This is a genomic window from Corallococcus terminator (assembly GCF_049194865.1).
Taxonomy (GTDB): Bacteria; Myxococcota; Myxococcia; order Myxococcales; family Myxococcaceae; genus Myxococcus; species Myxococcus terminator_A.
On record NZ_JBLZWL010000138.1, the window covers coordinates 33,050 to 56,118 of the forward strand.

Annotated in this window: 18 protein-coding genes; 7 read left to right on the top strand and 11 right to left on the bottom strand. The window is 66.7% G+C overall.

Annotated features, from left to right (window positions below; all coding sequences use genetic code 11):
* Nucleotides 1-479 precede the first annotated feature (479 nt).
* A complete protein-coding gene (locus tag ACN469_RS41275; RefSeq protein ID WP_498777525.1) occupies nt 480-1,787 on the top strand; it encodes an adenylate/guanylate cyclase domain-containing protein in 1,308 nt (435 codons plus the stop codon).
* 111 nt (nt 1,788-1,898) lie between these two features.
* Here ACN469_RS41275 and ACN469_RS41280 read toward each other — a convergent pair whose 3' ends face one another.
* Both ACN469_RS41280 and ACN469_RS41285 read right to left on the bottom strand, forming a co-directional pair.
* Complete coding sequence (locus tag ACN469_RS41280) at nt 1,899-2,615, bottom strand: hypothetical protein (RefSeq protein WP_498777526.1); 717 nt, start codon at nt 2,613-2,615, stop codon at nt 1,899-1,901.
* 299 nt (nt 2,616-2,914) lie between these two features.
* Complete coding sequence (locus ACN469_RS41285; protein ID WP_498777527.1) at nt 2,915-3,163, bottom strand: LysR substrate-binding domain-containing protein; 249 nt, start codon at nt 3,161-3,163, stop codon at nt 2,915-2,917.
* On the opposite strand from ACN469_RS41285, the gene ACN469_RS41290 reads away from it, so the two are divergent.
* Complete coding sequence (locus tag ACN469_RS41290) at nt 3,060-3,440, top strand: oxidoreductase (RefSeq protein WP_498777528.1); 381 nt, start codon at nt 3,060-3,062, stop codon at nt 3,438-3,440. The two genes, ACN469_RS41285 and ACN469_RS41290, sit on opposite strands and share 104 nt — an antisense overlap.
* Nucleotides 3,441-3,467: 27 nt before the next feature.
* Here ACN469_RS41290 and ACN469_RS41295 read toward each other — a convergent pair whose 3' ends face one another.
* Both ACN469_RS41295 and ACN469_RS41300 read right to left on the bottom strand, forming a co-directional pair.
* Nucleotides 3,468-4,412 carry a hypothetical protein gene (locus ACN469_RS41295; protein WP_498777530.1) on the bottom strand — a complete coding sequence of 315 codons (945 nt, stop codon included), beginning with the start codon at nt 4,410-4,412 and terminating at the stop codon, nt 3,468-3,470.
* Nucleotides 4,413-4,815: 403 nt separating this feature from the next.
* Nucleotides 4,816-7,518 carry a hypothetical protein gene (locus tag ACN469_RS41300; protein WP_498777532.1) on the bottom strand — a complete coding sequence of 901 codons (2,703 nt, stop codon included), beginning with the start codon at nt 7,516-7,518 and terminating at the stop codon, nt 4,816-4,818.
* Nucleotides 7,519-7,735: 217 nt separating this feature from the next.
* Between ACN469_RS41300 and ACN469_RS41305 the strand changes: the two genes are divergently transcribed.
* A complete protein-coding gene (locus tag ACN469_RS41305) occupies nt 7,736-8,929 on the top strand; it encodes a sensor histidine kinase (RefSeq protein WP_498777534.1) in 1,194 nt (397 codons plus the stop codon).
* Between the two features lie 158 nt (nt 8,930-9,087).
* On the opposite strand, the gene ACN469_RS41310 is transcribed toward ACN469_RS41305, so the two are convergent.
* The gene (locus ACN469_RS41310; RefSeq protein WP_498777536.1) at nt 9,088-9,408 is read right to left on the bottom strand and encodes a DUF6289 family protein; all 321 of its coding nucleotides are present in this window, start codon (nt 9,406-9,408) and stop codon (nt 9,088-9,090) included.
* Nucleotides 9,409-9,738: 330 nt separating this feature from the next.
* On the opposite strand from ACN469_RS41310, the gene ACN469_RS41315 reads away from it, so the two are divergent.
* The gene (locus ACN469_RS41315) at nt 9,739-10,305 is read left to right on the top strand and encodes a hypothetical protein (protein WP_498777538.1); all 567 of its coding nucleotides are present in this window, start codon (nt 9,739-9,741) and stop codon (nt 10,303-10,305) included.
* 76 nt (nt 10,306-10,381) lie between these two features.
* Here the strand turns inward: ACN469_RS41315 and ACN469_RS41320 are convergent, their stop codons facing one another.
* The 5 genes from ACN469_RS41320 to ACN469_RS41340 all read right to left on the bottom strand — a co-directional run bounded on the left by ACN469_RS41320 (nt 10,382) and on the right by ACN469_RS41340 (nt 15,017).
* Nucleotides 10,382-10,777 carry a hypothetical protein gene (locus tag ACN469_RS41320; protein ID WP_498777540.1) on the bottom strand — a complete coding sequence of 132 codons (396 nt, stop codon included), beginning with the start codon at nt 10,775-10,777 and terminating at the stop codon, nt 10,382-10,384.
* A 229-nt stretch (nt 10,778-11,006) separates the two neighbouring features.
* Nucleotides 11,007-11,288: a hypothetical protein gene (locus ACN469_RS41325; protein WP_498777542.1), complete on the bottom strand. Its 282-nt coding sequence runs from the start codon at nt 11,286-11,288 to the stop codon at nt 11,007-11,009.
* Nucleotides 11,289-11,587: 299 nt separating this feature from the next.
* The gene (locus tag ACN469_RS41330; RefSeq protein WP_498777544.1) at nt 11,588-12,361 is read right to left on the bottom strand and encodes a tetratricopeptide repeat protein; all 774 of its coding nucleotides are present in this window, start codon (nt 12,359-12,361) and stop codon (nt 11,588-11,590) included.
* On the bottom strand, nt 12,358-13,899 hold the full coding sequence (locus ACN469_RS41335) for an acetyl-CoA hydrolase/transferase C-terminal domain-containing protein (RefSeq protein WP_498777545.1): 1,542 nt from the start codon (nt 13,897-13,899) through the stop codon (nt 12,358-12,360). Before ACN469_RS41335 ends, ACN469_RS41330 begins: the two co-directional genes overlap by 4 nt.
* Before the next feature lie 38 nt (nt 13,900-13,937).
* Nucleotides 13,938-15,017: a hypothetical protein gene (locus tag ACN469_RS41340; RefSeq protein ID WP_498777547.1), complete on the bottom strand. Its 1,080-nt coding sequence runs from the start codon at nt 15,015-15,017 to the stop codon at nt 13,938-13,940.
* 194 nt (nt 15,018-15,211) lie between these two features.
* Between ACN469_RS41340 and ACN469_RS41345 the strand changes: the two genes are divergently transcribed.
* The gene (locus ACN469_RS41345) at nt 15,212-17,416 is read left to right on the top strand and encodes a M3 family metallopeptidase (RefSeq protein WP_498777549.1); all 2,205 of its coding nucleotides are present in this window, start codon (nt 15,212-15,214) and stop codon (nt 17,414-17,416) included.
* Nucleotides 17,417-17,500: 84 nt separating this feature from the next.
* Here ACN469_RS41345 and ACN469_RS41350 read toward each other — a convergent pair whose 3' ends face one another.
* On the bottom strand, nt 17,501-19,261 hold the full coding sequence (locus ACN469_RS41350; protein WP_498777551.1) for a glycoside hydrolase family 18 protein: 1,761 nt from the start codon (nt 19,259-19,261) through the stop codon (nt 17,501-17,503).
* 199 nt (nt 19,262-19,460) lie between these two features.
* Here ACN469_RS41350 and ACN469_RS41355 point away from each other — a divergent pair, with 199 nt between their 5' ends.
* Nucleotides 19,461-20,921, top strand: coding sequence for a M20 family peptidase (locus tag ACN469_RS41355; protein WP_498777553.1), 1,461 nt, complete (start codon nt 19,461-19,463; stop codon nt 20,919-20,921).
* Between the two features lie 223 nt (nt 20,922-21,144).
* The gene (locus ACN469_RS41360; RefSeq protein WP_498777555.1) at nt 21,145-22,944 is read left to right on the top strand and encodes a DUF4215 domain-containing protein; all 1,800 of its coding nucleotides are present in this window, start codon (nt 21,145-21,147) and stop codon (nt 22,942-22,944) included.
* Nucleotides 22,945-23,069: the final 125 nt, after the last annotated feature.

A 23,069-nucleotide genomic window follows, 5' to 3' on the forward strand; every position in this document is an offset into this window, starting at 1 on the left:
CATGCTTTCCCGCTCTCATCGTTCTAGCCGTACCGCCGCGCTGGACTGGGCCATAGGGGCTGCGGCACAGGTGGACGAATAAACGAACAAATGCGTCAGACCGGCTCAGGCAGGGCTGATACTCCAGGGCAATATAGGGTCGATTATTTATTGATGAGCGGTTGACAGGCGGAATGTTCGTCAATTCGTACGCCAGTCAATACGACAAGGTGGGTCGCAAGGGCTCCACCGCCCGACCTCCAGGAATATTCCGCTACAGAGCGCGGTGGCGTGCTCCAGAGGAGCCGAGGATGGCCGCGGACGCGGACGGCCGAGCGATGCACCCGGCCGTCGGCAGGCCGCGCGCCCCTCCGGCGCGTCGCGGGAATCAACCCTCCAAGCTGTCTACATCAAAAGACTGGCGCCGGAGGAATTCATGTCTGGTGTTGCCGGAGGCGAGCGAAATAGCCAGGGGCGGCCTCTGATAACATGAGGAACACATGGTATCAAAGCTCGTGACTCCTCTTCCTGAACCGGCTGAGCCGGACCTGTCCATCGCCTTCGAGCGCAACCTCCTCGACGAGCAGATTCGCGTGGCGCGGCGCCTGGGGGCGCTGCGTTTCGCGGGGGTGCTCGCCTGGCTCTGCCTGAGCGTGAGCCTTGGGTGGCCCGCGTCCCCGGTGGCGCTGGGCGGATACCTGGTGCTCGCGGGGGCGCTCTGGGCGGTGGCGGGGGGCTTCGTGCGCTGGTGCCGGTACGCGGGCATGGCCGTGGCGCTGGTGGACGCGCCCATGGTCTTCCTCCAGCAATACTTCACCCTCCAGGCCGGAGTGCCCACCGACCTCGTGGGGCCGTTGTCCTGCGGGGTGTACTGCGCGCTGCTCGCGCTGTCGGTGTTGTCGCTGGACGTGGGCATCGTGGCGCTCTGCGCGGTGATGAGCATGGGCTTCACGCTCACCCTGATGCAGCTGGGCCCGCCTGGCGTGTGGAGCCTTGCTCCAACGCTCATCGTCATCCTGGGTGTCACGGCCCTGGCGCTCGGCTACGCCACGCACCGCATCCAGCGTCTGCTGCACGGCATCTCCCGCGAGCAGTCCCGGTTGGAGCGGCTGGGGCGCTACTTCTCCCCGGAGGTGGCCCGCCACATCGCCGAGCGGGGCACGGGACTGGCGAATGGCCAGCATCGCGAGGTGACGCTGCTGTTCTCGGACATCCGTGACTTCACCTCCATGTCGGAGCGGATGGACAGCCCCCGGGTGGTGGCGCTGCTCAACGAGTATCTGTCGCGCATGGTGGAGGTGGTGTTCCGCCATGGCGGGACGCTCGACAAGTTCATCGGCGACGGCATCCTCGCGTACTTCGGCGCTCCGCTGGACCATCCGGACCATGCGCGCGCGGCGGTGGCGTGCGGGCTGGAGATGCTCGACGCGCTGACGACGCTCAACACGGAGCGCGTGGCGCGGGGCGAGGAGGCGCTGCGCATTGGCATCGGCATCCACACCGGCCGCGTCGTCGTGGGGGACGTGGGCAGCTCGCAGCGGCGCGAGTACACGGTGATTGGTGACGCGGTGAACCTGGCCAGCCGCATCGAAGGGCTGACCAAGCAGGTGGGAACGCCGCTGCTCGTGTCCGCGGCCACACGCGCCAACGCGGGAGAGACCTTCAGCTGGTCCCCAGCGGCCCCGGTGGCGGTGAAGGGCAAGAGCGAGCCGGTGGCCACCTTCGTGCCCGGCGTGGGCATCGCATCACCGGCGGGGCCTCCCGGAGTGAGGATCGTCATCCCTCACAACAGCCTCGACGCGAAGTGAGGGCCGCGGCCCGCGACTTCGGACAGAGTGAACGCGCCACCGAGAAGGTGCGGTGATACACCGGGCTCCCGACTTCGCGCGCGTCCTGGCATGTGGCGGCACGTCACGTGGCTATGCGTTCTTCTTGCTGAACGCGAAGCCCACGCAGTTCGTCGAGTCGTTCGGGTCCGGGACGTACTTGAGGTCATCGCACTGCGCCTTGATGGCCTGGATGGCGTAGAGATAGCAGGTGCGCAGGTGGCCGGTGTCTCCGTGCAGATAGGCGATGGAGTTCGCGTTTCGCAGCCGGTTGATGACGAACAGGAGGAAGTCCCTGGCCGGGCCGGTCTCATAGCCAATGCCGGTACAGCCCGCCTGGTTCTCGCAGTCACACAGGATGCGCTTGCCCACGATGAGGTCGAAGCTCGTCCCCGCGATGGAGCTCGCGCCGGTCTGGGTGTGGTCCAGACGGACGGTCCTGGTCCGGAAGTTCGGCAGCTCCTTCGTCCACTCCGTGTCCCTGTAGGTATAGTCCGACATGGTGACATCGATGGGGAGGTCCGAAGCCCCCTGGCAGATGTTCTTGAACGCCAGGTGGGGAGAGTCCCTGTGCTCGGATACCTGCTGCGAGTTCGCCAGGACGAGGACCTGGATGGGATTGCCTTCACTCGATTGCATGAGGCGTTTCACGAACCTCCCCGGGAAGCCCTTGATGGGCGCGGAGTTCAGCGCGAGGTAGAAATCGGTGGAGGGGCTCATCTCCTTGATACCCGCGTGTGTCTTCAGGTCCTCGCATTTCAGGAGCGTGGCCGTGACGAGGGGCGGGGGCGGAGTCGTGGGCGACGGCATCTGAAGCTCGAAGCCCTCAATACCTTTCGCACAGAAGTTACAGCTGGCTACCGGGAGCCCATGGCGACAGGCCGTACATAAGGGACAGTCCAGCCAGCCATGCTTCTCGCAAATCATTCCCGCGCTCCTCGACGAGGCCTTTGGGGCGGGAGGATTGCAAGTCATGGTCCATATCAGTTGAGGCGAGGAGCCCGGTGTGTCCGCGCGCACTTGCGTTCCAGCCAGACGCAGGCGCGTTCCAGGAAGACGCGGCGGTAAGGCCAGGCAGCTCGCGAGGGCCAGGGGCGCGCGTCGTCGCCTTACAAATCACTGCCAACGCGCATCGGGGCCTCGCATGAACCGAACGTTTCGCCCATCACCGTGAGCATCGCACGCAGTGACGCGCTCGGGTGCCGCGCGGCTGGATAGACCGCGAACGCCTGGTACGGAGGCGGCGCGAACGGCTTGAGCACTTCAATCAAGGCACGGGTGTTCGCCTGCGCGCGTGGCAGGCGCGCCAGTCCGGCCCCCGCGCCAGCCAGCGCGCACAACACCTGGGAGCTGTTCACCGCCGTGACGATTCGAAGCGCCTTTGGAGGGACGCTCATCGCCAACAAGGGCTTCACGGCGGAGAGCGCCCAGTCCCTCCTCGCCGCCCGGCAGGCGGAGCTGGTGGCCTTCGGCTCGCCGTTCATCGCGAACCCCGACTTCGTCACGCGCGCGCGCGAGGGGCTGCCGCTGGCGCAGATGAGGAAGGAGCTGCTCCATGGGCCTGGCGCGGAGGGGTATACGGACTACCCACGCGCGACGCGTGCTGTACGCCGCCAGGCCCTGTCTGACGGATAAGCAGGAGAAGGCGTGAGTCTTCTCCGCTCACGCGGGGATACACCATTGTCTGACGCAGATGTCATTGTGGCAGGCATTCTCGCGACCGCACTCCACGTTCGTATTGCACCGCTGTCCCAAGGGGAAGAAAGGTGTCTGGCACCTTCCGTCAATAAGACTTGTGCCGAATTTGCATACGCTGTCCAGGCAGGTGACCAGGACATCTGGGATGTCGAGCAGATAGCCACACGGCTTGCCGGGGCCAGGATATTGCTGACAGGTGTTGGTTCCCTTGTCGCAGAATGAGATTGCGCCGCATTCCCCCGTGCCTACGACACACGAGTCTTCAGGCGCCTTCGTGGGATGGCACTCCTTGTTGCCGGAGGACTGAAGACTCAAGCATTGAGACCCAGCCAGGCACTCGCCATCTTCCTTGCACGGGCCCGAATCCTTGCGCTTGACGCACTTTTCGCTACCGCTGCAACCAAGACTCAAGCCCGATTCGCACTTCACGGTCTTGTTGCAGGACTCGCCTTCCTTCGCGGCTGCAAGGCACTTGTCCTTGAAGCAGTACGAGCCAGGAGCGCACTCGTCCTGCGTTGTGCAGGCTCCGCCAGCGCTGGCATATGCGCGGCACACGCCAAGACATCCCGCGGAGAGGTCGCACCACCCGTCCCCGCAGTCCGCGGTACTGGCGCAGGCGCTATTCAGCTCGGCTTGTGCTGCGAAGGCCGGGCACCCTTCGAACAACATCCCTGGCGCGAGATGCTCGGGATCGATGTCTTCACAGTCCCTCTCTTGAATCGCGCGCACGCATTCCCCGAACTTCTCGGGCTGGAACCGCTGTCTTCCGGCGGCGACGCTCGCTTCGATGGAGGCACATGCTTCCGTAGGGGCGATGACCGAACGGAAACCTTCAACGGTGCCCTTCAAGCACTTGCTCGCGTGGATTGCGATTTGCTCCGCCGCCTCCTTGCAGGATTCGGCGAGCATCTGCTCCGTCCGCGCTCCCTCCAGGCACACGCCTTCTGTTCCGCACCGCTCCGTCTCGAGGCACTGGAGGTCGTCCGCGCAGGGCACCCCCGTGAGCTGAACGGAACATCCCAACCAGAGCACTCCCAACAGAATCCAGGTCAAGCGCATGTCAGAAACTCCCCTCGACGAAGACGCACCTGGAGCAGGACGGCGGAGAAGGGGCTGCGCCCCCCAGTCCGGCGAGGCTCCTCGACCTTCGGTGGCCGCAGGTTGCCGTCGATGCTTCGCCACCGCCACAGCATACCCAGGGAGACCCTGGAGGGTGTGCGAAACGGAAGACCTGCGAGACGGCTGGCGGTTGGCGTGCCCCGTCAGTCCCGCCGGAGCCTGGCGTTGGCTCCGGGTGGGCGGAGAGGGTGGGTCAAGAGACGAGGTCCTTCTCGCTCACGAGGATGTGGGCCGTGTGCAAGTAGCTGATGACGTCGTCCATGCTCCCGAGCTTGTCCTTGATGGCATTCGGGTCGTTCTTGTCTCCAGGCGAGGAGTTGCCGTCGGAGACCACGTAGGTGCCACCATCGTTGTCGGAGTCGATGAAGCCCGTCTTGTCCATCTCCGTGTGCTTGACGGCGCGGATGAGCAGGTCGAGCTGGCGCTCGTCCATGGCGCCGAGCTGGGCCTGGAGGGTCTGCGCGTCCATGCCGGTGCGGTCCGACAGCTGGCTCAGGAACTGGCCCGTCTTGGCGGCCAGCTCCGGGTCCTTGATCTTCTCCGCGAGAGCGGACGGGAACCCCGCGTCCGCGAGGAAGGCCTTGGTCTCCTTCTCCTCCAGCCGCTTCTCCTTGATGTCCGCGTAGATGTTGATGCCGGTCCCCACGAGGAACAGGGCGCCCGCGGCGATCTGCCCCGCGCCGGGGACGGCGTTGGACAGCACCGCGAGCGACAGGACCGCGCCGCCGAGCGCCGTCATCGTCTTGCCCGCGGCCTTCGTGCCGTTGCCCTCCTGGAACGCATCGATGGCGCTGTAGGCGTCAGCCGCGGCGCCGAAGAGCCCTCCGACGGGGGCCGCGTTCTTGAGGACGCTGCTGACGTTGATGAGACCCGGCTTGACCCTGTTCACCATGTCGGCGACCAGCGTCGAGGTGTCGCTGATCGTCGAGACGGTGTCGCCGAAGAGCTTGACGGAGTCCGCGGCAAGCTTCTTCGCATCCTCGCTGCCGTCACCCATCATCCGCTTGACGAGGTCCGTGCCATCCTTGGCGACGCCGATGGAGCCCGCGATGGCGGCGAGACCCCGCAGGGCCGGAGCCGTCCCCCGGTCTCCGCCAGCGCCCGCGGCGAAGAGCTCCGTCTCGTTGAGCGTCTTGACGAAGGCGTCAGAGGCCCCCTTCTTTCCATCGAGGAGGTCCCTGAAGGACTTCTTCAGGTCGTCCAGGTCGTTCTTTCCCCCAGGCGTCGCCGCGTCCGGGTTGATGCCCAGCAGCCGCGCGTTCTTCTCGAGCCCGGCCTCGAACATCCGGATGATGCGGGAGTTGCTGGCGTCCTTGCCCTCCAGCTTGGCGTTGAGGGCCATGGAGCCCAGGGACCGGGTGACGGCGTTGGTCAGGCCCTTGGTCATGTCGGAGAGGATGTCCTTCCCGAAGATCTTCACGGCCTCGCCGCCGCTCACGAGCTTGTTCAGGTCGTCGATCATGGAGGGCTTGCCGAGGGTCTGCTTCTCCACCTCCGCGTCGATGAGCTGCCTGCCCACGTCGGTGTTGACGAAGGTCGACAGCTCCTCCGCCACCTTCCGGGCTTCCCCTCCGAGGTTCGGATCCGAGCCGGGGATTTCACTGGAGTGGTTCAGGACGTCGCCGGAGAGCTTCACGGCGTCGGTCATGTTCTTCGCGGCCTCTTCCAGGGCGCCGTACTTGTCCTTGTGGCGCTCGCGGAAGGCGTTGATGGCCTTGGTCTTCTGCTCATCGGTCATCGCGCCGCTGAAGCCCGCGACGAGCCTGCCGAGCTTCTCGTTGAGCTGCTCGACGTCCTTCTTCGCGTCACTGAACTTCTCGCGCACCTCTCGCATCTGGAGCGCGAGCTGATGCGCCATGGGCGCACCCTCGGAGCCCAGCTGCCGGAGGATGGCGAAGTCGTACGGGCCCGACGCGAGGTCGGCCTTCCTCGAGGGGAAGCCCTTGACGCCCGCCGACACGACCTTCGCCAGGTCCTGCTGCGCCTCGGGGGAGAGCCCCTGTGCCATTCCCCGGAAGGCATCCATGCGGCTGGAGGTCACCTCGATGCGACCGATCTCGCCGGAGATGTTGTTCTGGATCCACGGCTGCGCGAGCTTGAGCAGCTCCTTCTGATAGGCGGGGTCGGGGTTGGCCTCGAGCTTCTGCTTGAGTCCGTCGAACTTCGCGTAGAAGTCCCGGTAGTTGGTCTCCGGCTGGCTGCCGTTCCACTGCAGGGCCTCCATGTCGGCCTTGGCCTGGTCCGCGGGGGACGGCTTGTCGCCATCCGCGACCATCAGCTGCCGCAGTTCGGGGGGGACCTTGGCCTTGTCCATCGCGGCGGCGCGCTCGGGGGAGCCGGGCTTCGTGTCCAGGATGCGCTTGACGTGGGTGGCGGGGATGCTGCCCGCCTCCTGGTAGTGCGGCTGCGCCTTCTTGAAGGCGTCCATCGACTCGTAGGACTTGTTCGTCGTCGGGTCGAGGATCTTCTCTCCCTGCCGGATGACGACGTGGCCGGACTCGCCCTCCGCTCCGGCGCGCGTGTCCTTCAGGAAGACCATGTCTGACTTCGCGCGCAGCTCCGGGGTGGCCTTGTCTGCCCACTCGGCGGCGACGTCCAGACAGTTCTTCTGGCCGTCCTGGGTGTTCTCGGTGAGCAGCGACGTGGCCGGAGCCTCGGTCCCCAACTGCTTGTCGAACTCCGGCTGACGGCTCGGGCCCTCGAAGGCGGTGTTGGACTTGCGAGCGGCCTCGGCGGCTTGCTGAGCCTGCGCCGCGGCGGCCTGACGCGCGGCCTCCGCCGCCTGACGCGCGGCCTCGGCCGCGGCGCGCCGTGCCTCCTCCGCCGCGCGTCGCGCCGCTGCTTCCTGCTCGCTGATGCCGCTGCTCCGATTGCCGCTCGCCGGTCCGACGCTCATGGATGCCGCTCCTGGGGGTCTGGGAGACTGTGGGGCGCTCCAAGAGCAAGCTCCGGGCCTACGGCAAAGGTCTGGAATGGTGAGAGGTTCCACGTCGGGCCTGTAGGCCGCGGACTACAACCCGCCTGGGAAGTGAAGGCTCCAGACCGCGATGCGCGGGGGGGATGCGCCGACGTCCAACACCCGGCAGGCGAGGACGGAGGTGGGGGCAGGGCGGGTGACAGGCCGTGCGCAAGGCGACGTTGCCCCTGGCGCGGCGGGGTATCACCTCCGGGGTCCGGGTGCCTCTGTTAGACCGATTCCAATGGCGCCCAAGAACAAGAAGCCGCGACCGGAGCAGGAGCGCACGGATCAAAGCCTCCGAGAGGAGAGGCAGAAGACCGACGATGAATTCGGCAATCGAAGGGATGACATCGAAGAAGCAGCGGACGAGGTCGTCCAGCGCACGCGGGCCGAGGCAGACACGTCGTTGAGGGAGAACCGCGCGGCCTCGGATGAGAGGCTGGCGCGCAGCGATGCGCCACAACAGGAGCGCCAAAGCGTGGCGCGCGAGCGGTCCCACGAGGACGCGGCCCTTCTGCGAGAGCGGACGACCTCGGACGAAAAGCTCCAGGAGGAGCGCGAAGCGCGCAATCGCGCCCTGGCGAGCCTCCTCCGGCTGGAACGTGCGACGACGGACCAGCATCTGTTGAGTGAACGTGAGCGCTCGGATGAGTCCGTGACGGCGCGTGACGACTTCCTGGGGATGGTGAGCCACGACTTGAGGACGCTGCTCGGGGGGATCGCCATGCGCGCGGCGATGCTCGTCAGGAACGCATCCGAGGATGCGGTCGGGCAGAGAACCCGCAAAGACGCGGAGAGCATTCAACTCTTCACCGCTCGAATGAATCGGCTCATCGGAGATTTGCTGGACGTGGCCAGCATCGAGGCGGGCAAGCTCACGGTGGATCCTCGGCCAGAAGATGCGATTCGCCTTGTCCGGGAGACGGTGGAGGCCTTCCAGCCTTCCGCATCGGCCAAGGGCATCTCCCTCGATTCGGAAGTCGCCAAGGACTCCCTATTGGCTCGCTTCGACCACGAGCGGATTCTTCAAGTGCTCGCGAATCTCCTGAGCAATGCAATCAAGTTCACTCCCGAGGGCGGCAGGATTTCGATTCGCGTCGAGCCCGCGGACGAAGAGGTCAGGTTCTCTGTCACTGACACGGGCGTGGGTATCACCGAGGAGCGACAGGGCCGCGTCTTTGAGCGCTTCTGGCAAGCCCTCGAAATCGACAAGAGAGGGCTGGGCCTTGGGCTCTACATCTCCCGGTGCATCGTCGAGGCTCACGGAGGAAGAATCTGGGTTGAGAGCGATTCGGAGACGGGTAGCAGTTTCTTCTTCACCCTTCCGAGAGCGCCCACAGCCGGGTAGCAGCGGCTCTCCACCTCGGCGGCCGCGGCTCGTGGACAGGAGGGCCTCGTCGCCGAGGGCCCTCCGGGAGCTGCTCCCCGCGTGGCGGCTGAGTGTGCTTGCGCCGCTCAGGGCTGCGCAAGCTTCACCTGTCTGGTTTTAGGCGTCGTTGCCTCGCGCTAGGGGCACTCTTCATAATAGTGTTCGATCGCGTAGGCGGTCCGGATGCCCGTACGCGTGGGTGTTCTGTCGCAGACGCACCGCTCGGTGCCGACTTGGGTGGTGTAGGTGGCATCACTGTAATAGGTGAGATAGAAATCAGCCGTGCAGCGAAGCAGTGAGTCTTCGCGTGATGTCAAATCGGACTGCGCCCCTGGGTCGACTTCGCCTGCTCCGCAGCCGAACTGAAATCCGAGGACGGTAAGACCCAGCATCAACAATGAACGCATTGCTCCTCCAGAGGGATGAGGCGCTTCATGTGGTTGTTGCATGAGGAGCATGCCACAACTCCTTGCGTGGGAGTATGCGGGCCAATCCAGTCCAGGGTGTGTGGAAGACTTTGGTTTCCCTGGACTCGAAGAGTCGGAGCCGCGGAATGGGGTGTCTGAAACCCTTACGAATTCTGTAGAAAGCGGATGGCGTAGCTGTTGCTGAAAGTCATTGCATGCAACGGCTCGTTGTCGGTTTTACGTGGGGTGCTTCATGTTCCGGCATCTCATCCAGGACCTCTGGGTCGCACATCGGGGCGGACACATCCGGCACCCGAAAGCGACCCATCGCACAGCACTGTGATGCGCGCGGGCTCGCCCGGGGGTGATATGTGCACCCCCATGCCCAAGCCCCGCCCGTCGGATGTCGACTCGCTGTCCACCCGCGCCGACAAGCCGGCTGTCAGGACGCAGGCCGCGCCGGACGTGTACTCCACGGCCCAGGTGTTCGCCGACGTGCACGTGACCCGGGAAGGCACGGTGGTGGTGCTCGCGGGTACGCCCCACCCGGACTCCGACCATGGCCATGTCGCTGGCGAGGACCTGTGGGACTTCGACCAAGACATCAAGTGGAGCCAGCCGTGGAACGACATCGTGTGGGTGAAGCAGATAGACGTGGACAAGGACGAACTGGAGGCGAACGGGCTCGACTACGACGTCGACTTCAACCGCCTGCTCCCCAAGGACGGCATCCACTCGTTGGCCTTCTTCAAGAATCGGTTGTTCGTCAGCGTCGGCGACCAGGTGCTCCGGATGGAGAAGGAGCGCGGCGTCGCTCTGATGCTGCCCTCTCCCTCCCATGGGGTCGCTCGCCTCGTGGTCGCTGGCGGCCAGCTGTGGACGGTGTTCCCCCATCAGCTGGCGTCGTCGCGCGATGGGAAGCGCTTCGAGCCCATCGCGTTTCGCTGAAACCTCAGCAACAGCTCAACAAGGGCAGAGGGGTTTCCGGAGGCGACGGCATTTCTGGCCGCACGGCCGGAAATCCTTACTTGGGGTCCTCCTCTGATTCGTCTGTTTTCGCCGCTTCCCCTTCAAGCGGTGCTCGCATGAACACAGACCGCCCAGACAGTTCGACAACCATGAACCCCCTCCCAGCGATTCTGACGCGCTCCGCGTCCTTGGCATTTCCGCTGGCGATCCACCTATCCGCGTCCTCCTGAGTCATGAACTCATGAGAAACCACGAGCTTGAATGAAGAGTCGAAGCAATCCCTGTAGAACCTGCGGAAGTCGTCCTCTTTTCTGACGTGGCGAGGATAAATCAGCGCGATCTGCGCAAGCTCGATTGCATCCCTTTCCGGAGAGCCCGCTGGGTGTTCTTGTCCGATGGAGTCAAGAATCCCGAGAATCGCATCTATGTCGAAGTCGTGAATGTAGGGCATGACGGCACCGCGCCTTTCTGGGGGTGGTTGAATTTAGACGGGGACGAGAAAGAGCGCGCTACCCATCACGACCACCATGAAGGCTACTCCCGCGACAACCACCTGAGTCCCGGGTGCTGCCTCGGACGTGTTTTCCTTGAGCCAGTCGAGTGCCGCGTCGATATTCTTGAAGATCAGCTTCTTGCTGGGGGAGTCTTGCCGTTCAATCTCCTCCAACTTGGAAACGCAGTCATTGAACTCTTCGCGGCACTTCTTGGTGCAAGAATTCGCGATGCATGGCGGAGTGTCTTGCGATACTCCAAATGGGAGGCTTGTGCTCCCAGCAATTGTCATAGCACTTTATTTGAAGTTCGTTGCAGTAGGCCTCGGCACCAGAACCACCAATCCCGCGCGCATCTTCTTTGAGCTCGATGCTGCTGGCGTTCTCGGCAATCAGGTACATCTTTCGCTCGGGCACTTGCGTGTGGGTGCATCCGAGGCTGGCCACCGCCAATACCATGAGCAGAGCCATCAATCGCCTTGCGCTTGCCGGGTGCTGTCCGACTCGTCGCGTGCAAAGGCTTGACCGCGGAACTACCATGCCCAGTCTTTCTCATTTCACAGGGCGACTATTCTTTCGGCTCATCTCATTGTCAAATGCGCGGGCGTTGGCGGCCACCATGTATCGAGATGGCGTCGTCGAGCGTCGCAGGCCCGTTGAGCGCCACGCCTTGTCCAATAGCGCGACGGACCGCGCCCGCCATGACACGGTGAGGGAACTGGAGTCAGCACCGGCTGAAGCCTGGTGTCCCTGACAGCTCTTTCTCCCATTCAGGTCGCGGAGAGGGCGTCGAGCGCCGAGCGCAGCGCGTCTGGCAGCGTGCTCGGGTCTCCCCGGCGCAGGGCGGACAGTCCCGCCTGGAAGTCCGCGCGCGCGCCGTCGACATCTCCAAGCTGGGCACGCAGCAGGCCCCGCTCGTGAAGCAGCTCGGGGTCGATGCCCTCTCCCTCTTGCAGGGCGAGTGCGGCCGTGAGGTCTTGGATGGCCTCGGCGTGTCTGCCCAGGCGGGCGCGGACGGAGGCCCGCTGCTGGAGCAGCCAGGGGTTGTCCGGGTCCTCCGCGAGCGCGAGCGTCCAGTCCTGCTCGGCCTGGGCGTCTCGGCCAAGCACCTCCAGGGACTCGGCGCGCTTCATGTGCAACACGAGCGCCTTGCGATAGTTGCCGTCCACCAGCGCGTCGAAGTCCGCGACGGCCTCGACATGGCGACCGAGGCGGGCGAGGCACAGCGCCCTGTGCAGGCGTGTCGTGCGGTGTCCGGGTGCCAGCTCCAGGACGCGCTCGAACCAGGGGAGGGCCTCGGCGGGAGCGCCACCCCAGATGCCGAGCGTCATCGCCAGCTCCATCAGGACGCGCCCCAGCTTCGGGTGCGCCTCCGCGAGCGAGCGGGCGAGTGCGAGCGCCGTCGTGTACCTCCCGCTCCTGCGCAGCCGGTCCAGCTCGCGAAGCTTCTCGGCGACCTCGGGAGGACACGGCTCGCGTCCATTGCGCTCGCCGTCCTCCGGCCGCTCCAGTGGCCGAGGCCTTGGGTCGCCCTGCTTCGTCATTCCGCCTCGGACTCCCCGGCGGGGAAATCACGGCAGAGGGCGTCGTAGTCACGCCACCACGCATCGAGCACCTTCATGTCCGAGGCCCGGGGCTCATCGCCCGGTCCCGCCATGTCCAGGTACGCGTGCAGGAGCGGCCTGAAGTGCGGATGCGCGCACTGGTCGATGATGTCCGTGGCCCGCCGCTTCGGCGAGCGGATGTCCATGTTGAGCGCGTAGCCGTGCTCGGTGACGACGCACTTGATGTCGTGCTCCGTGTGGTCGATGTGCCGCACGTACGGCATGACACAGCTCACCGTCCGGCCGTCCTTCAGCTTCCGCACGGAGGGCGTGTGCACGATGCTGAGGTACGCATTGCGGAAGAAGTCCCCGGAGCCACCCAGCCCGTTGACGATGCGCGAGCCGTCGATGTGCGTCGAGTTCACGTGCCCGTAGATGTCCACCTCGATGGGCGTGTTCATCGCGATGACGAAGAGGCGGGAGATGATCTCCGGGCTGTTCGACAGCCACATCGGCCGCAGCACCAGTCGCTCCCGGCACCGCTCGAACATCTGATGGAACCTCGCTCGCCCCTCGGCTGAGAAGGACACCGCCGTGGCGGACGCGTACTCGAACTTCGCGTCATCCTCCACGTAGCGCAGCATTCCGTCCTGGAAGACCTCGGTCCAGAATCGAATCTTCTGGAACGGTGACGCGTACAGCTCACCGATGATGGCGTTGGCCACGTTGCCCACGCCGGACTGGATGGGCGGCAGGCGCTTGCCCCACTGGAACTGCTCGCGGCAGCGCAGCAGGAACTCCACCACGTTCTGGGCAATCCGCTTGTCCGTCGAGTTCGCCGCCTTGAAGGGCACCGGATGGTCCGGCGTCCGCGACTCCACCACCGCCACCACCTTGCTCGTGTCGAACTCCACGTAGGGGTTGCCGATGCGGTCCCTCACGTTGAGCAGCGGCAGCGGCCAGCCCACGTGCGGGTGCACCGTGGGCAGGACGATGTCGTGGAACCCCGTGTAGTCCGGCACGGAGGTGTTCACCTCGAGGATGATCTTCTTCGCCTTCGCGAGCGCCTCCGAGCTGACCCCCACCGACGAACTGAGGATGACGCTGCCGTTGGGGCGGATGCGCGACACCTCCACCACCGCCACGTCGATGTCGCCGTAGAAGCCGTACATCATGTTGCGCGCGAAGGCGGACAGGTGGACGTCCGTGAAGTCCATCTCCCCCGCGTGGATGCGACGCCGCGACGCCGACGAGGACATGTACGGCCCACGCTTGCGGATGAAGGGCGCCATGGGCCCCTCCACGTCCTCGGAGAGCGAGGCGCCCGACAGCAGGGTGATGCGCGTCTGGGGCGCCGTCTTCGCCAGATGCGCGGCCAGCGCGGGGAAGAACGTCTTGGGCTCCCCGGACTTGGTGAAGCCGCTGATGGCCACCGTGTTCCCGTCGGTGACGTGCTTCACCGCCTCCTCGACGGGGATGACCTTGGCCAGCAGGCCGGCGTTCTGGATGCGGTCCTTCAGCGTGCTCGGAGCGTTCATGGGCGGCGAGAGGATGACACACCCTCACGCCTGGGTCCTCAGCGGAAGCCCGGAGGCCGCCGCTTGTCCGCGTCCGTCTCGGCGTCCTCGGCCTTCAGTCGAGCCCCTGGAGACAGCTCGAACACCAGGCCGAACTGCCAGAAGTTCGCGCGCTCCAGGAAGAGGATGTTGTAGGAGTCCTGGCCGTGCACGTAGCGCGTGAAGATGCCGAAGCCCGCGCCCCAGTACGGCAGCGCGGCGACCTCGGCGCTCACCGTGGCGCGCCGGTGCGGCGTCTCCCCGAAGGGCGCTGACAGGGCGCACTCCAGCCGGAAGCGGTGCTGCTTCCAGATGCGCTCACCCAGTACGCTCACGCCCCAGTTGCCATCGCCGTAGACGCGCCGCTGCTCCTCGGTGATGCCTCCAGGGCCGATGGTCGTGTTCAGCTCCAGGAACGAGCCGCCGCCCACGAGCCACGCGCTGTCCAGGTTCGGCTCCACCGCGAAGGCGACCCGCGCGTGCAGCTCTCCGCGCAGGAAGTTGGTGGAGAAGCTGCCGGTCAGCTCGTTGAGCGGGAGCTCTCCTCGCGCGGGCGTGCAGTCGGGGTCCGTGCCCTCCTGATTCGCGAAGAAGCACCCCTCCTGGCCATTCGAGTAGTGGCCCACGGTGAGGTTGGCCGCGAGCGCCAGTCCCCGCCCCGGACCGTCCTTGCCTCGCGAGCCCGGGAGCACGCGCAGGTGCGCCACCTGGAGCGTGATTTTGGGGACGTAGGACGGAGGGATGACGGGATTGCTGTCCGTGTTCAACATCCGCAGCCGGATGTACGGCGTGAGCACCGCGGTGAGGAACCACTCGCCCCCCTTGCTCCGGAAGTGTCCGTTGTGGAGCTGGGGGAAGAAGAGGTTGGGGGCAATCTGCGCCTCGAACAGCAACGGGGCGGGCGAGTCCGGGTCCCCCTGTCGGTGGATGCGGTTGGGCGAGCCGAAGACGTAGCTGCGGTCCAGGAAGAGCGGGGCGGGGGAGTTGTACTCCCACGTCCAGTCCGCCCGGGCCTCCGACGCCGCGACGAGCAGCACCGCCACCAGCGCTGGCAGCGGGGTTCGGGTCCTGGGCGGGCGGGTGCCCGGGGCGTTCCGCATGAGGAGGCTCCTGCCGACGTGCGCGGGCCGGGACACCCCGGCGTGGCCTCCTGCTCTAGCCCGCTTCGAGGGCCCCCTCACCCGGACGAAGGGGCGTCTGTCCTCGGCCGGGAAGACGCGGCCTCCGGAACGTGTTGGGGGCCCTGATTCCGTGCTTTGGTGCACACCCCTTTTCGTCGGGAGAACCACTTTTCATGCGTAACCTCTTCTTCGCCAGCGCGGGTGTGGCCGCGCTCGTCTCCTCCGGCTGTGCGACGACGTCCCCGGAGGCCCGCCCCGAAGTCGCCGCGCCGGCCCCCACGAGCGAGGTCGCCGCGCCGGTGGCCCCCTCGATTCCCCTGCTGGCGAAGTGGTCCGGCCCGCACGGCGGCGTGCCGCCCTTCGCCCAGGTGAAGGTGGAGGACTTCAAGCCCGCCATCGAAGCGGCGATGAACGAGTACCGCCGGGAGCTGGCCGCCATCGCGGGCAACCCCGCCGCGCCCGACTTCGAGAACACGCTGGGCGCGCTGGAGAACGCGGGCCGGACGTACGCCAACGTGGAGACGCTCTACGGCATCTGGGGCTCGTCCCTGAGCAGCCCGGAGTTCCAGGCCGTGGAGCGGGAGATGGCGCCCCGCTTCGCCGCCTTCGAGGACGAGGTCACCCAGAACGAGGGCCTCTTCCGCCGAATCGAAGCCGTCTACCAGTCCCCCGACAAGGCGAAGCTGACGCCGGAGCAGCAGCGGCTGGCGTGGCTGCACTACACGCGCTTCGTGCGCTCCGGCGCGAAGCTGGACGCGGCGGCGAAGACGCGGATGGGCGCCATCAACCAGCGCCTCGCGTCGCTCTACACGTCCTTCAGCCAGCACGTGCTCGGTGACGAGGAGGGCTACACCGTCGTCCTGGAGTCCGAGGCGGACCTGGCGGGCCTGCCGGACTCCGTGCGCGCGGGCGCCGCCGCCGCGGCCGAGGCGCGGGGCCAGAAGGGCAAGTGGATCATCACCAACACGCGCTCCTCCATGGAGCCGTTCCTGACGTACTCGTCGCGCCGTGACTTGCGCGAGAAGGTCTGGCGCAACTACGTCAACCGGGGCGACAACGGGGACGCGCGCGACAACAACGCCATCATCTCGGAGGTCCTCAAGCTGCGCGCCGAGCGCGCGAAGCTGCTGGGCTACGCCACGCACGCGCACTGGCGCCTGGAGAACGCCATGGCTCGCACGCCCGAGCGCGCCATGGAGCTGATGGAGGCGGTGTGGAAGCCCGCCGTGGCCCGTGTCCGCGAGGAGGTCGCGGACATGCAGAAGGTGGCCGACAAGGAGCGCGCGAAGCTGAAAATCGAGCCGTGGGACTACCGCTTCTACGCGGAGAAGGTCCGCAAGGCGAAGTACGACCTGGACCAGAACGAGGTGAAGCCCTACCTCCAGTTGGAGAAGCTGCGCGAGGGCATGTTCTGGGTGGCCGGTGAGCTGTTCGGCTTCGCCTTCACGCCGGTGACGGGCGTGCCCGTCTACCACCCGGATGTCCGCGTCTGGGAGGTGAAGGACCAGGCCTCCGGCCGTCACGTGGGCCTGTGGTACTTCGACCCGTACGCGCGGCCGGGCAAGCGCTCCGGCGCGTGGATGAACGCGTACCGCAACCAGGAGCGGTTCAAGGGCGAGGTGACGACCATCGTCTCCAACAACTCCAACTTCGTGAAGGGCACTCCCGGCGAGGCGGTGCTCATCTCCTGGGAGGACGCGAGCACGCTGTTCCACGAGTTCGGCCACGCGCTGCACGGCCTCAGCTCCTCGGTGTCCTATCCGTCGCTGTCCGGCACCAGCGTGGCGCGCGACTACGTGGAGTTCCCCTCGCAGCTCCTGGAGCACTGGCTGTCCACGCCCCAGGTGCTCAACACCTTCGCGCTGCACTACCAGACGGGCAAGCCCATCCCCCAGGCGCTGGTGTCGCGCATCGAGAAGGCCGCCACGTTCAACCAGGGCTTCGGCACGGTGGAGTACCTGTCCTCCGCGCTGGTGGACATGAAGCTGCACCTGGCGGGCGACGTGAGCATCGACGCGGATGCCTTCGAGCGCGACACGCTCAAGGCGCTGGGCATGCCCAAGGAAATCGTGATGCGTCACCGCACGCCGCAGTTCGGCCACGTCTTCGCGGGCGACGGCTACTCGGCGGGCTACTACAGCTACCTGTGGTCCGACACGCTGACGGCGGACGCCTTCGAGGGCTTCACCGAGGGCAAGGGCGCCTACGACAAGGCGGTGGCGGAGAAGCTGCGCAAGAGCGTGTTCTCCGTGGGCAACACCGTGGACCCGGCCGAGGGCTACCGCACGTTCCGGGGCCGCGACGCCGGCATCAATGCGCTGATGCGCAAGCGCGGCTTCCCGGTGCCAGCCGCCGCGCAGACGAAGTCGCAGCCTTGAGCGACGACGTCGTGACCGACGTCGGGTGACACAGCCTGGGGGCGCGAAGCATGGCCAGCCGCCGCTTCGTGCCCCCACGCTTTTTCAGGGGTCCAGGAACGCGCGCTTCACGTCCATGAGCAGCTCGTGCCGCTCGCCCTGGGGCTTCTTCGTCCTGTGTCCCTGATTGATGGTCCAGATGATGGTGCCGCCCAGGCCCTGCGAGCGCGCCCACTGGCCCTTGGCGAAGACGGACTGGCCATCCTCGTAGGAGATGTAGTTGCAGTGGCCCGGGCCATTCACGGAGGGAGACGAGAGGTAGGGGGAGGCGGCCTTCTCGTCCCAGTGCCTCTCCGCCGTCGGGTAGTAGTTCTCCATGATGTTGTCGTAGCTCATCGCGTTGTCGCTCTGGCCCTCGTTGACGTCGGGCCGTCCGTCCAGCGGCGTGCGGGGCTCCGTCACGCCCTGCCAGCAGGTGCCGAAGAACCCGATGCCCACGCCCAGCCGACCGCGCGGCACGCCTGCCTTCAGGTAGCCCGCCACGGAGTAGGCGACGGAGGTCGGGCGGTTCTGGGCTTCGTCCTTGAGGGGACTGGAGTGCCAGCTCTCCCAGCCGCCCCAGTGGCCGCTCATCTTGTAGGACATGATGTTGAGCTGATCGACGCGCTCGGCGAGCCGGGCCATGAACTTCTCCTCCACCTCCGGCATCCCGAAGTTGGAGTTCAGCCAGTTCACAGGCACGGTGATGATGATTTCCGGGCGGGCCGCGCGCAGCTCATCAATCAGCGCGATCAGCAGCTCTCCGTCATTGCCCGCGGGCGGCAGGTTGATGGGCTCCCAGTCCAGGTCCAGCCCGTCGTAGCCCAGCTCGTCCATCGCCTTGATGAGCTCCTTGACGAAGACGATGCGGCTCTCGCCCGTGGACGCCTGCACGAAGCCGTCATGCTCACCGAAGCCGCCCACCATCAGCAGGGACTTCTTTCCCGCCAGCCGGGCCCCCGCCGACAGCGCCTTGGCCATGATGGGCCCTTCGTAGGTGGTGATGTCGAAGTCCGTGTGCAGCGTCCCGTCGTACCGGGGGCGCACGCGGCCCACCACGATGTGCGTCATCCCGGAGAAGTCCACCTGCTCCGGCGGCAGCTGCTGTCGCTGATAGCCCACGTAGTAGCCCGACACCCAGCTCGCCGGAGCTCCGCCGGGCCGAGGCGTCACCGGGCCCACGAGCGCCGTGGGGCCCTCGCCCACCTCGTTGACGGCCCTCACCGTGAAGACGTGCGGCCTGTCGTTGGTCAGGTCCGGGATGCTCACGCTCGCGGCCCGCGCGTCCACCGTGACGGACCTGCCACCGGGCTCGGCGGTGATGACGTACTTCGTGAGCGCGCGACCCCCGTAGCTCGCCGGCTGCAGCCAGCTGACGTAGGCCTGCCCGTTGCCCGCCGTCGCCCTCACCGAGCGCGGCTGCCCGGGCACCGTGGGGTTGTTGATGGACATGCCCGGCATCGGCATCACCGGGAAGGATTGGACGGAGGAGGTGCCCTCGCCTCGCGCATTCACCGCGGAGACCTTGAACAGGTAGGCGAAGCCATTGTTGAGGCCCATCACCGTGGCCTGGCGCTCATTGGCGCTGACGATGGCGCCGCCGCACGCGGGCTGGCACCGCACCACGTAGTACAGGAGCGGATGGCCACCGTCGCTCGTCGGAGGTGTCCACGTCACCAGCGCCTGGGAGTCCGCTGCCTGCGCCTCCACCGCGGACGGCTCCGCCGGAAGCCCCGGGCCTTCGTCACTCTTGCCGCATCCCCCGAGCAGCGTCCCCATTGCCAACGCCAGGACGAGCTGCCACCGCGCCGCGTGTCGAGTTTTCACCTGCGCACCTCATGGACCAAGCTACCGATTATACGGGGAAGCCTGACATTTCTTGTGCTGGAATTGTGTAGCAGTACTGCATGTGATTCCCCCAGGACAAGGGTTTGAGTCGCTCTCATATCCCGAGAAAATGGAATGCGGGGAGTGGACGTTCCCAGGTCCCCCGGTAGCGCGTTTGCTAGGTTGGGCGCACCTGCCAATGAAAAGACTCCTCCTGTCCATTGCCCTTGGGGTCAGTGTCCTCGCCGTGGTGCTGGTCGTCCGGACGCTCACCTTCCGTTCCCGGCAGGTGGTGCCGGAGCCGGCGACGGCGCTGGCGGTGGACGCGGAGGCCCTGGCCTCGCGCCTGTCGGGGGCGCTGCGGCTGAAGACGGTGGCCGCGTCGGAGGGCGTGCCCGCGGACGACGCGGCCTTCGAGGCCTTGCATGCCTACCTGAGAGAGCACTTCCCCCGCGTCCACGCCGAGCTCAAGCGCGAGGCGGTGGGCGCGCACTCGTCGCTGTACACATGGCAGGGGACGGACCCCGCGCTGCGACCCCTGATGCTGCTGGGGCACCTGGACGTGGTGCCGGTGACGCCCGGCACGGAGGCCGCTTGGGCCCATCCTCCGTTCGACGGCGTGGTGGCGGACGGGTTCGTCTGGGGGCGCGGCGCGCTGGACGACAAGGGGAGCGTGCTGGCGCAGCTGGAGGCGGTGGAGGCGCTGCTGGCGGCGGGGGAGAAGCCCCGGCGCACGGTGTTGCTCGCGTTCGGCGCGGACGAGGAGGTGGGCGGCCAGGCGGGCGCGGTGGCCATCGCGAAGCTGCTCCAGGAGCGCGAGGTCCGGCTGGAGTCCGTGCTGGACGAAGGTGGCGTCATCATGTCCGGCACGGTGCCCGGGGTGAGCGCGCCGGTGGCGCTGGTGGGCACGTCGGAGAAGGGCTTCGTCAGCGTGGTGCTGACGGTGAAGGGCGAAGGGGGCCACTCGTCCATGCCGCCGCCCAGCACCGCGGTGGGCATCCTGGCCCGCGCCGTGGCGAGCCTGGAGTCGGCGCCCATGTCCACGCGGCTCCAGGGTGGCAGCCGCGAGCTGTTCACCCGCGTGGGGCCGGAGATGCCCTTCGGCATGCGGCTGCTCTTCGCCAACCTCTGGCTCACCGAGCCGCTCGTCGTCTCGCAGCTCGCCGCCAAGCCCACCACCAACGCGGCGGTGCGCACGACGACGGCTGTCACCGTGTTCCAGGGGGGCGTGAAGGACAACGTCCTGCCGCCGAGCGCCCGCGCGGTGGTGAACTTCCGCATCCTCCCGGGCGACAGCGTCGACAGCGTGCTCGCGCACGTGAAGGCCACGGTGGATGACTCGCGCGTGGAGGTCGGCACGCTGGACTTCCAGAGCGAGCCCTCGCCGGTGTCTCCCACCACTTCCGAATCCTGGCGCGAGCTGGAGCGCTCGCTGCGCCAGGTGTTCCCCCAGGTCCTCGTGTCGCCGTACCTCAACGTGGCCGCCACCGACTCGCGGCACTTCGTGGGCTTGAGCGACAACGTCTACCGCTTCCTCCCCGTGCACCTGCAGCGCGAGGACCTGGCGCGCATCCACGGCAAGGACGAGCGCATCGCCGTGACCGCCCACGCGGACGCCGTGCGGTTCTACGCCCAGTACCTGCGCAACGCCGCGCGCTGAGACACCGCTTGAGACAGGCCCCCTGGCAGCCGGGCCAGGGCAGCCGAGTCCGGGCCCGACACGCGCGCCATGGATGGGGATGTGGGTCTGAGACACGAAAACAGGTGATTCAATCCGCTCTTCCTGCACATCTGTGCAATCCCTGCATTTTCACGGGTGGTGCGGGAGGGCAGATGCGCAACCGCGTTGACACGCACCGCGTGCACTTCCAGCATCGGTGTCCATGGCGACCGTCCCCCCTGTTGGAACGCGGCTCGCGAGTCTCGTACTCGCCTCTCTTCTCTTCTCGATAATCGCATCCTCCTGTGGAGGCGGTGGCAGTGATGGCAAGCCCGACGGTGGCGGAGGACCCCCCGACGGTGATGGTGGACCCACCCTCTGTGACGGCGGACCCTGTACCTCGGACCCCTGTGGTAACGGCACCCGCGAGACGGGTGAGGCGTGCGACGACAGCAACAAGGTGAGCGGCGACGGCTGCACGGCGACGTGCACCATCGAAGAGGGCTGGTCCTGCGAGGTCCCCGGTCAGGCCTGCGTCAAGCTGTTCGGCTGCGGCAACGGCAAGGTGGAGGCTCCCGAGCTGTGTGATGACCGCAACGTGCTGTCCAACGACGGCTGCAGCGCGACGTGCACCGTGGAGCCAGGCTGGAACTGCCCCGCCATCGGCGGCCGGTGCCACGCCGCCAAGTGCAACGACGGCATCCGGGTGGGCGAGGAGGAGTGCGAGGACGGCAACGTCGCCAACGGCGACGGCTGCACGTCCACGTGCAAGCTCGAGGAGGGCTGGAAGTGCCCCACGGTGGGCGCGTCCTGCGCGAAGACGACGTGTGGTGACAACGTCATCGAGGGCACCGAGGAGTGCGACGACGGCAACAAGGACATGGGCGATGGCTGCTCGCCCACGTGCAAGCGCGAGCCGCGCTGCGCCAACGGCGTGTGCCAGGCCACCTGCGGCGACGGCATCATCCTGCCCAACGACACCTCCGAGCAGTGTGACGACGGCAACGCCCGCTCGAACGACGGCTGCTCGTCCACGTGCAAGCTGGAGTCGGGCTACGTGTGCCAGGTCATCCAGACGGAGCCGCCCACGACCATCGCGCTGCCGACTGTCTTCCGCGACTTCCGTGGGTATGACCTGCAGGCGCAGGGCTCGACTCCGCGCGGCCACATCGACTTCGAGAACGGGAACGCGTCCGAGAGGGGCATCGTGAAGACGAAGCTGGCCACGACGCTCGAGGGCAAGGCCTACCCGGGTGGCAAGCCGGAGTACAACAAGACGGGGGTCACCTCCGCCACCACGCATGGCGCGGCGGCCTTCCACCAGTGGTACACGGACCACCCCAACTACAACAAGACCATCGTCGGGACGCTGAACATGGTGCGCCAGGGCAATGGCTCGTACGAGTTCAACGAGGGGCGGTTCTTCCCGTTGACCAACCATCCGGGAAGCTGGGTGGCCGCGGGTCTGGAGAATCTGCGCGCCGACAACGGACAGCCCTCGCAACAGCACAACTTCCACTTCACCAGCGAGGTGCGCTACTGGTTCCAGTACAAGGGCACCGAGCTGCTGAACTTCCGCGGTGATGACGACGTGTGGGTGTTCATCAACGGCACGCTCGCGCTGGACCTGGGTGGCGTCCATGGCCCCCAGGACGGCGAGGTCCGGGTGTCGAGCCTGGCCAGCACGCTCGGCCTGACGGTGGGCGGCATCTACGAGGTCGTCGTGTTCCAGGCCGAGCGCCACACGAACGGGTCGTCCTATCGGCTGACGCTCAACAACTTCGAGACCAAGCGCACCGTCTGCGCCGCCACGTGCGGCAACGGCGAGGTGGACACCGGCGAGGAGTGCGACGACATCATCAACGCGGGTGGCTACAACCAGTGCGCCCCCGGCTGCGTGTTCGGCCCGCGCTGCGGCGATGGCAAGACGCAGTCGGAGGCTCCGGCCAACGAGGAGTGCGACGACGGCAACACCAACAGCAACGACGGCTGCAGCGCCACGTGCAAGGTGGAGATCGGCTGAGTCGTCCGTCGTGACGAGCCGCTCCTGGCCTCGAGTGCCAGGGGCGGTTCGGGCCCCGCCGCCGCGCGCCAGGGAATCCCGCCCGGCGCGCGGTGGGGGCGAAGCGCGAGGCCCCAGGCGAGGGA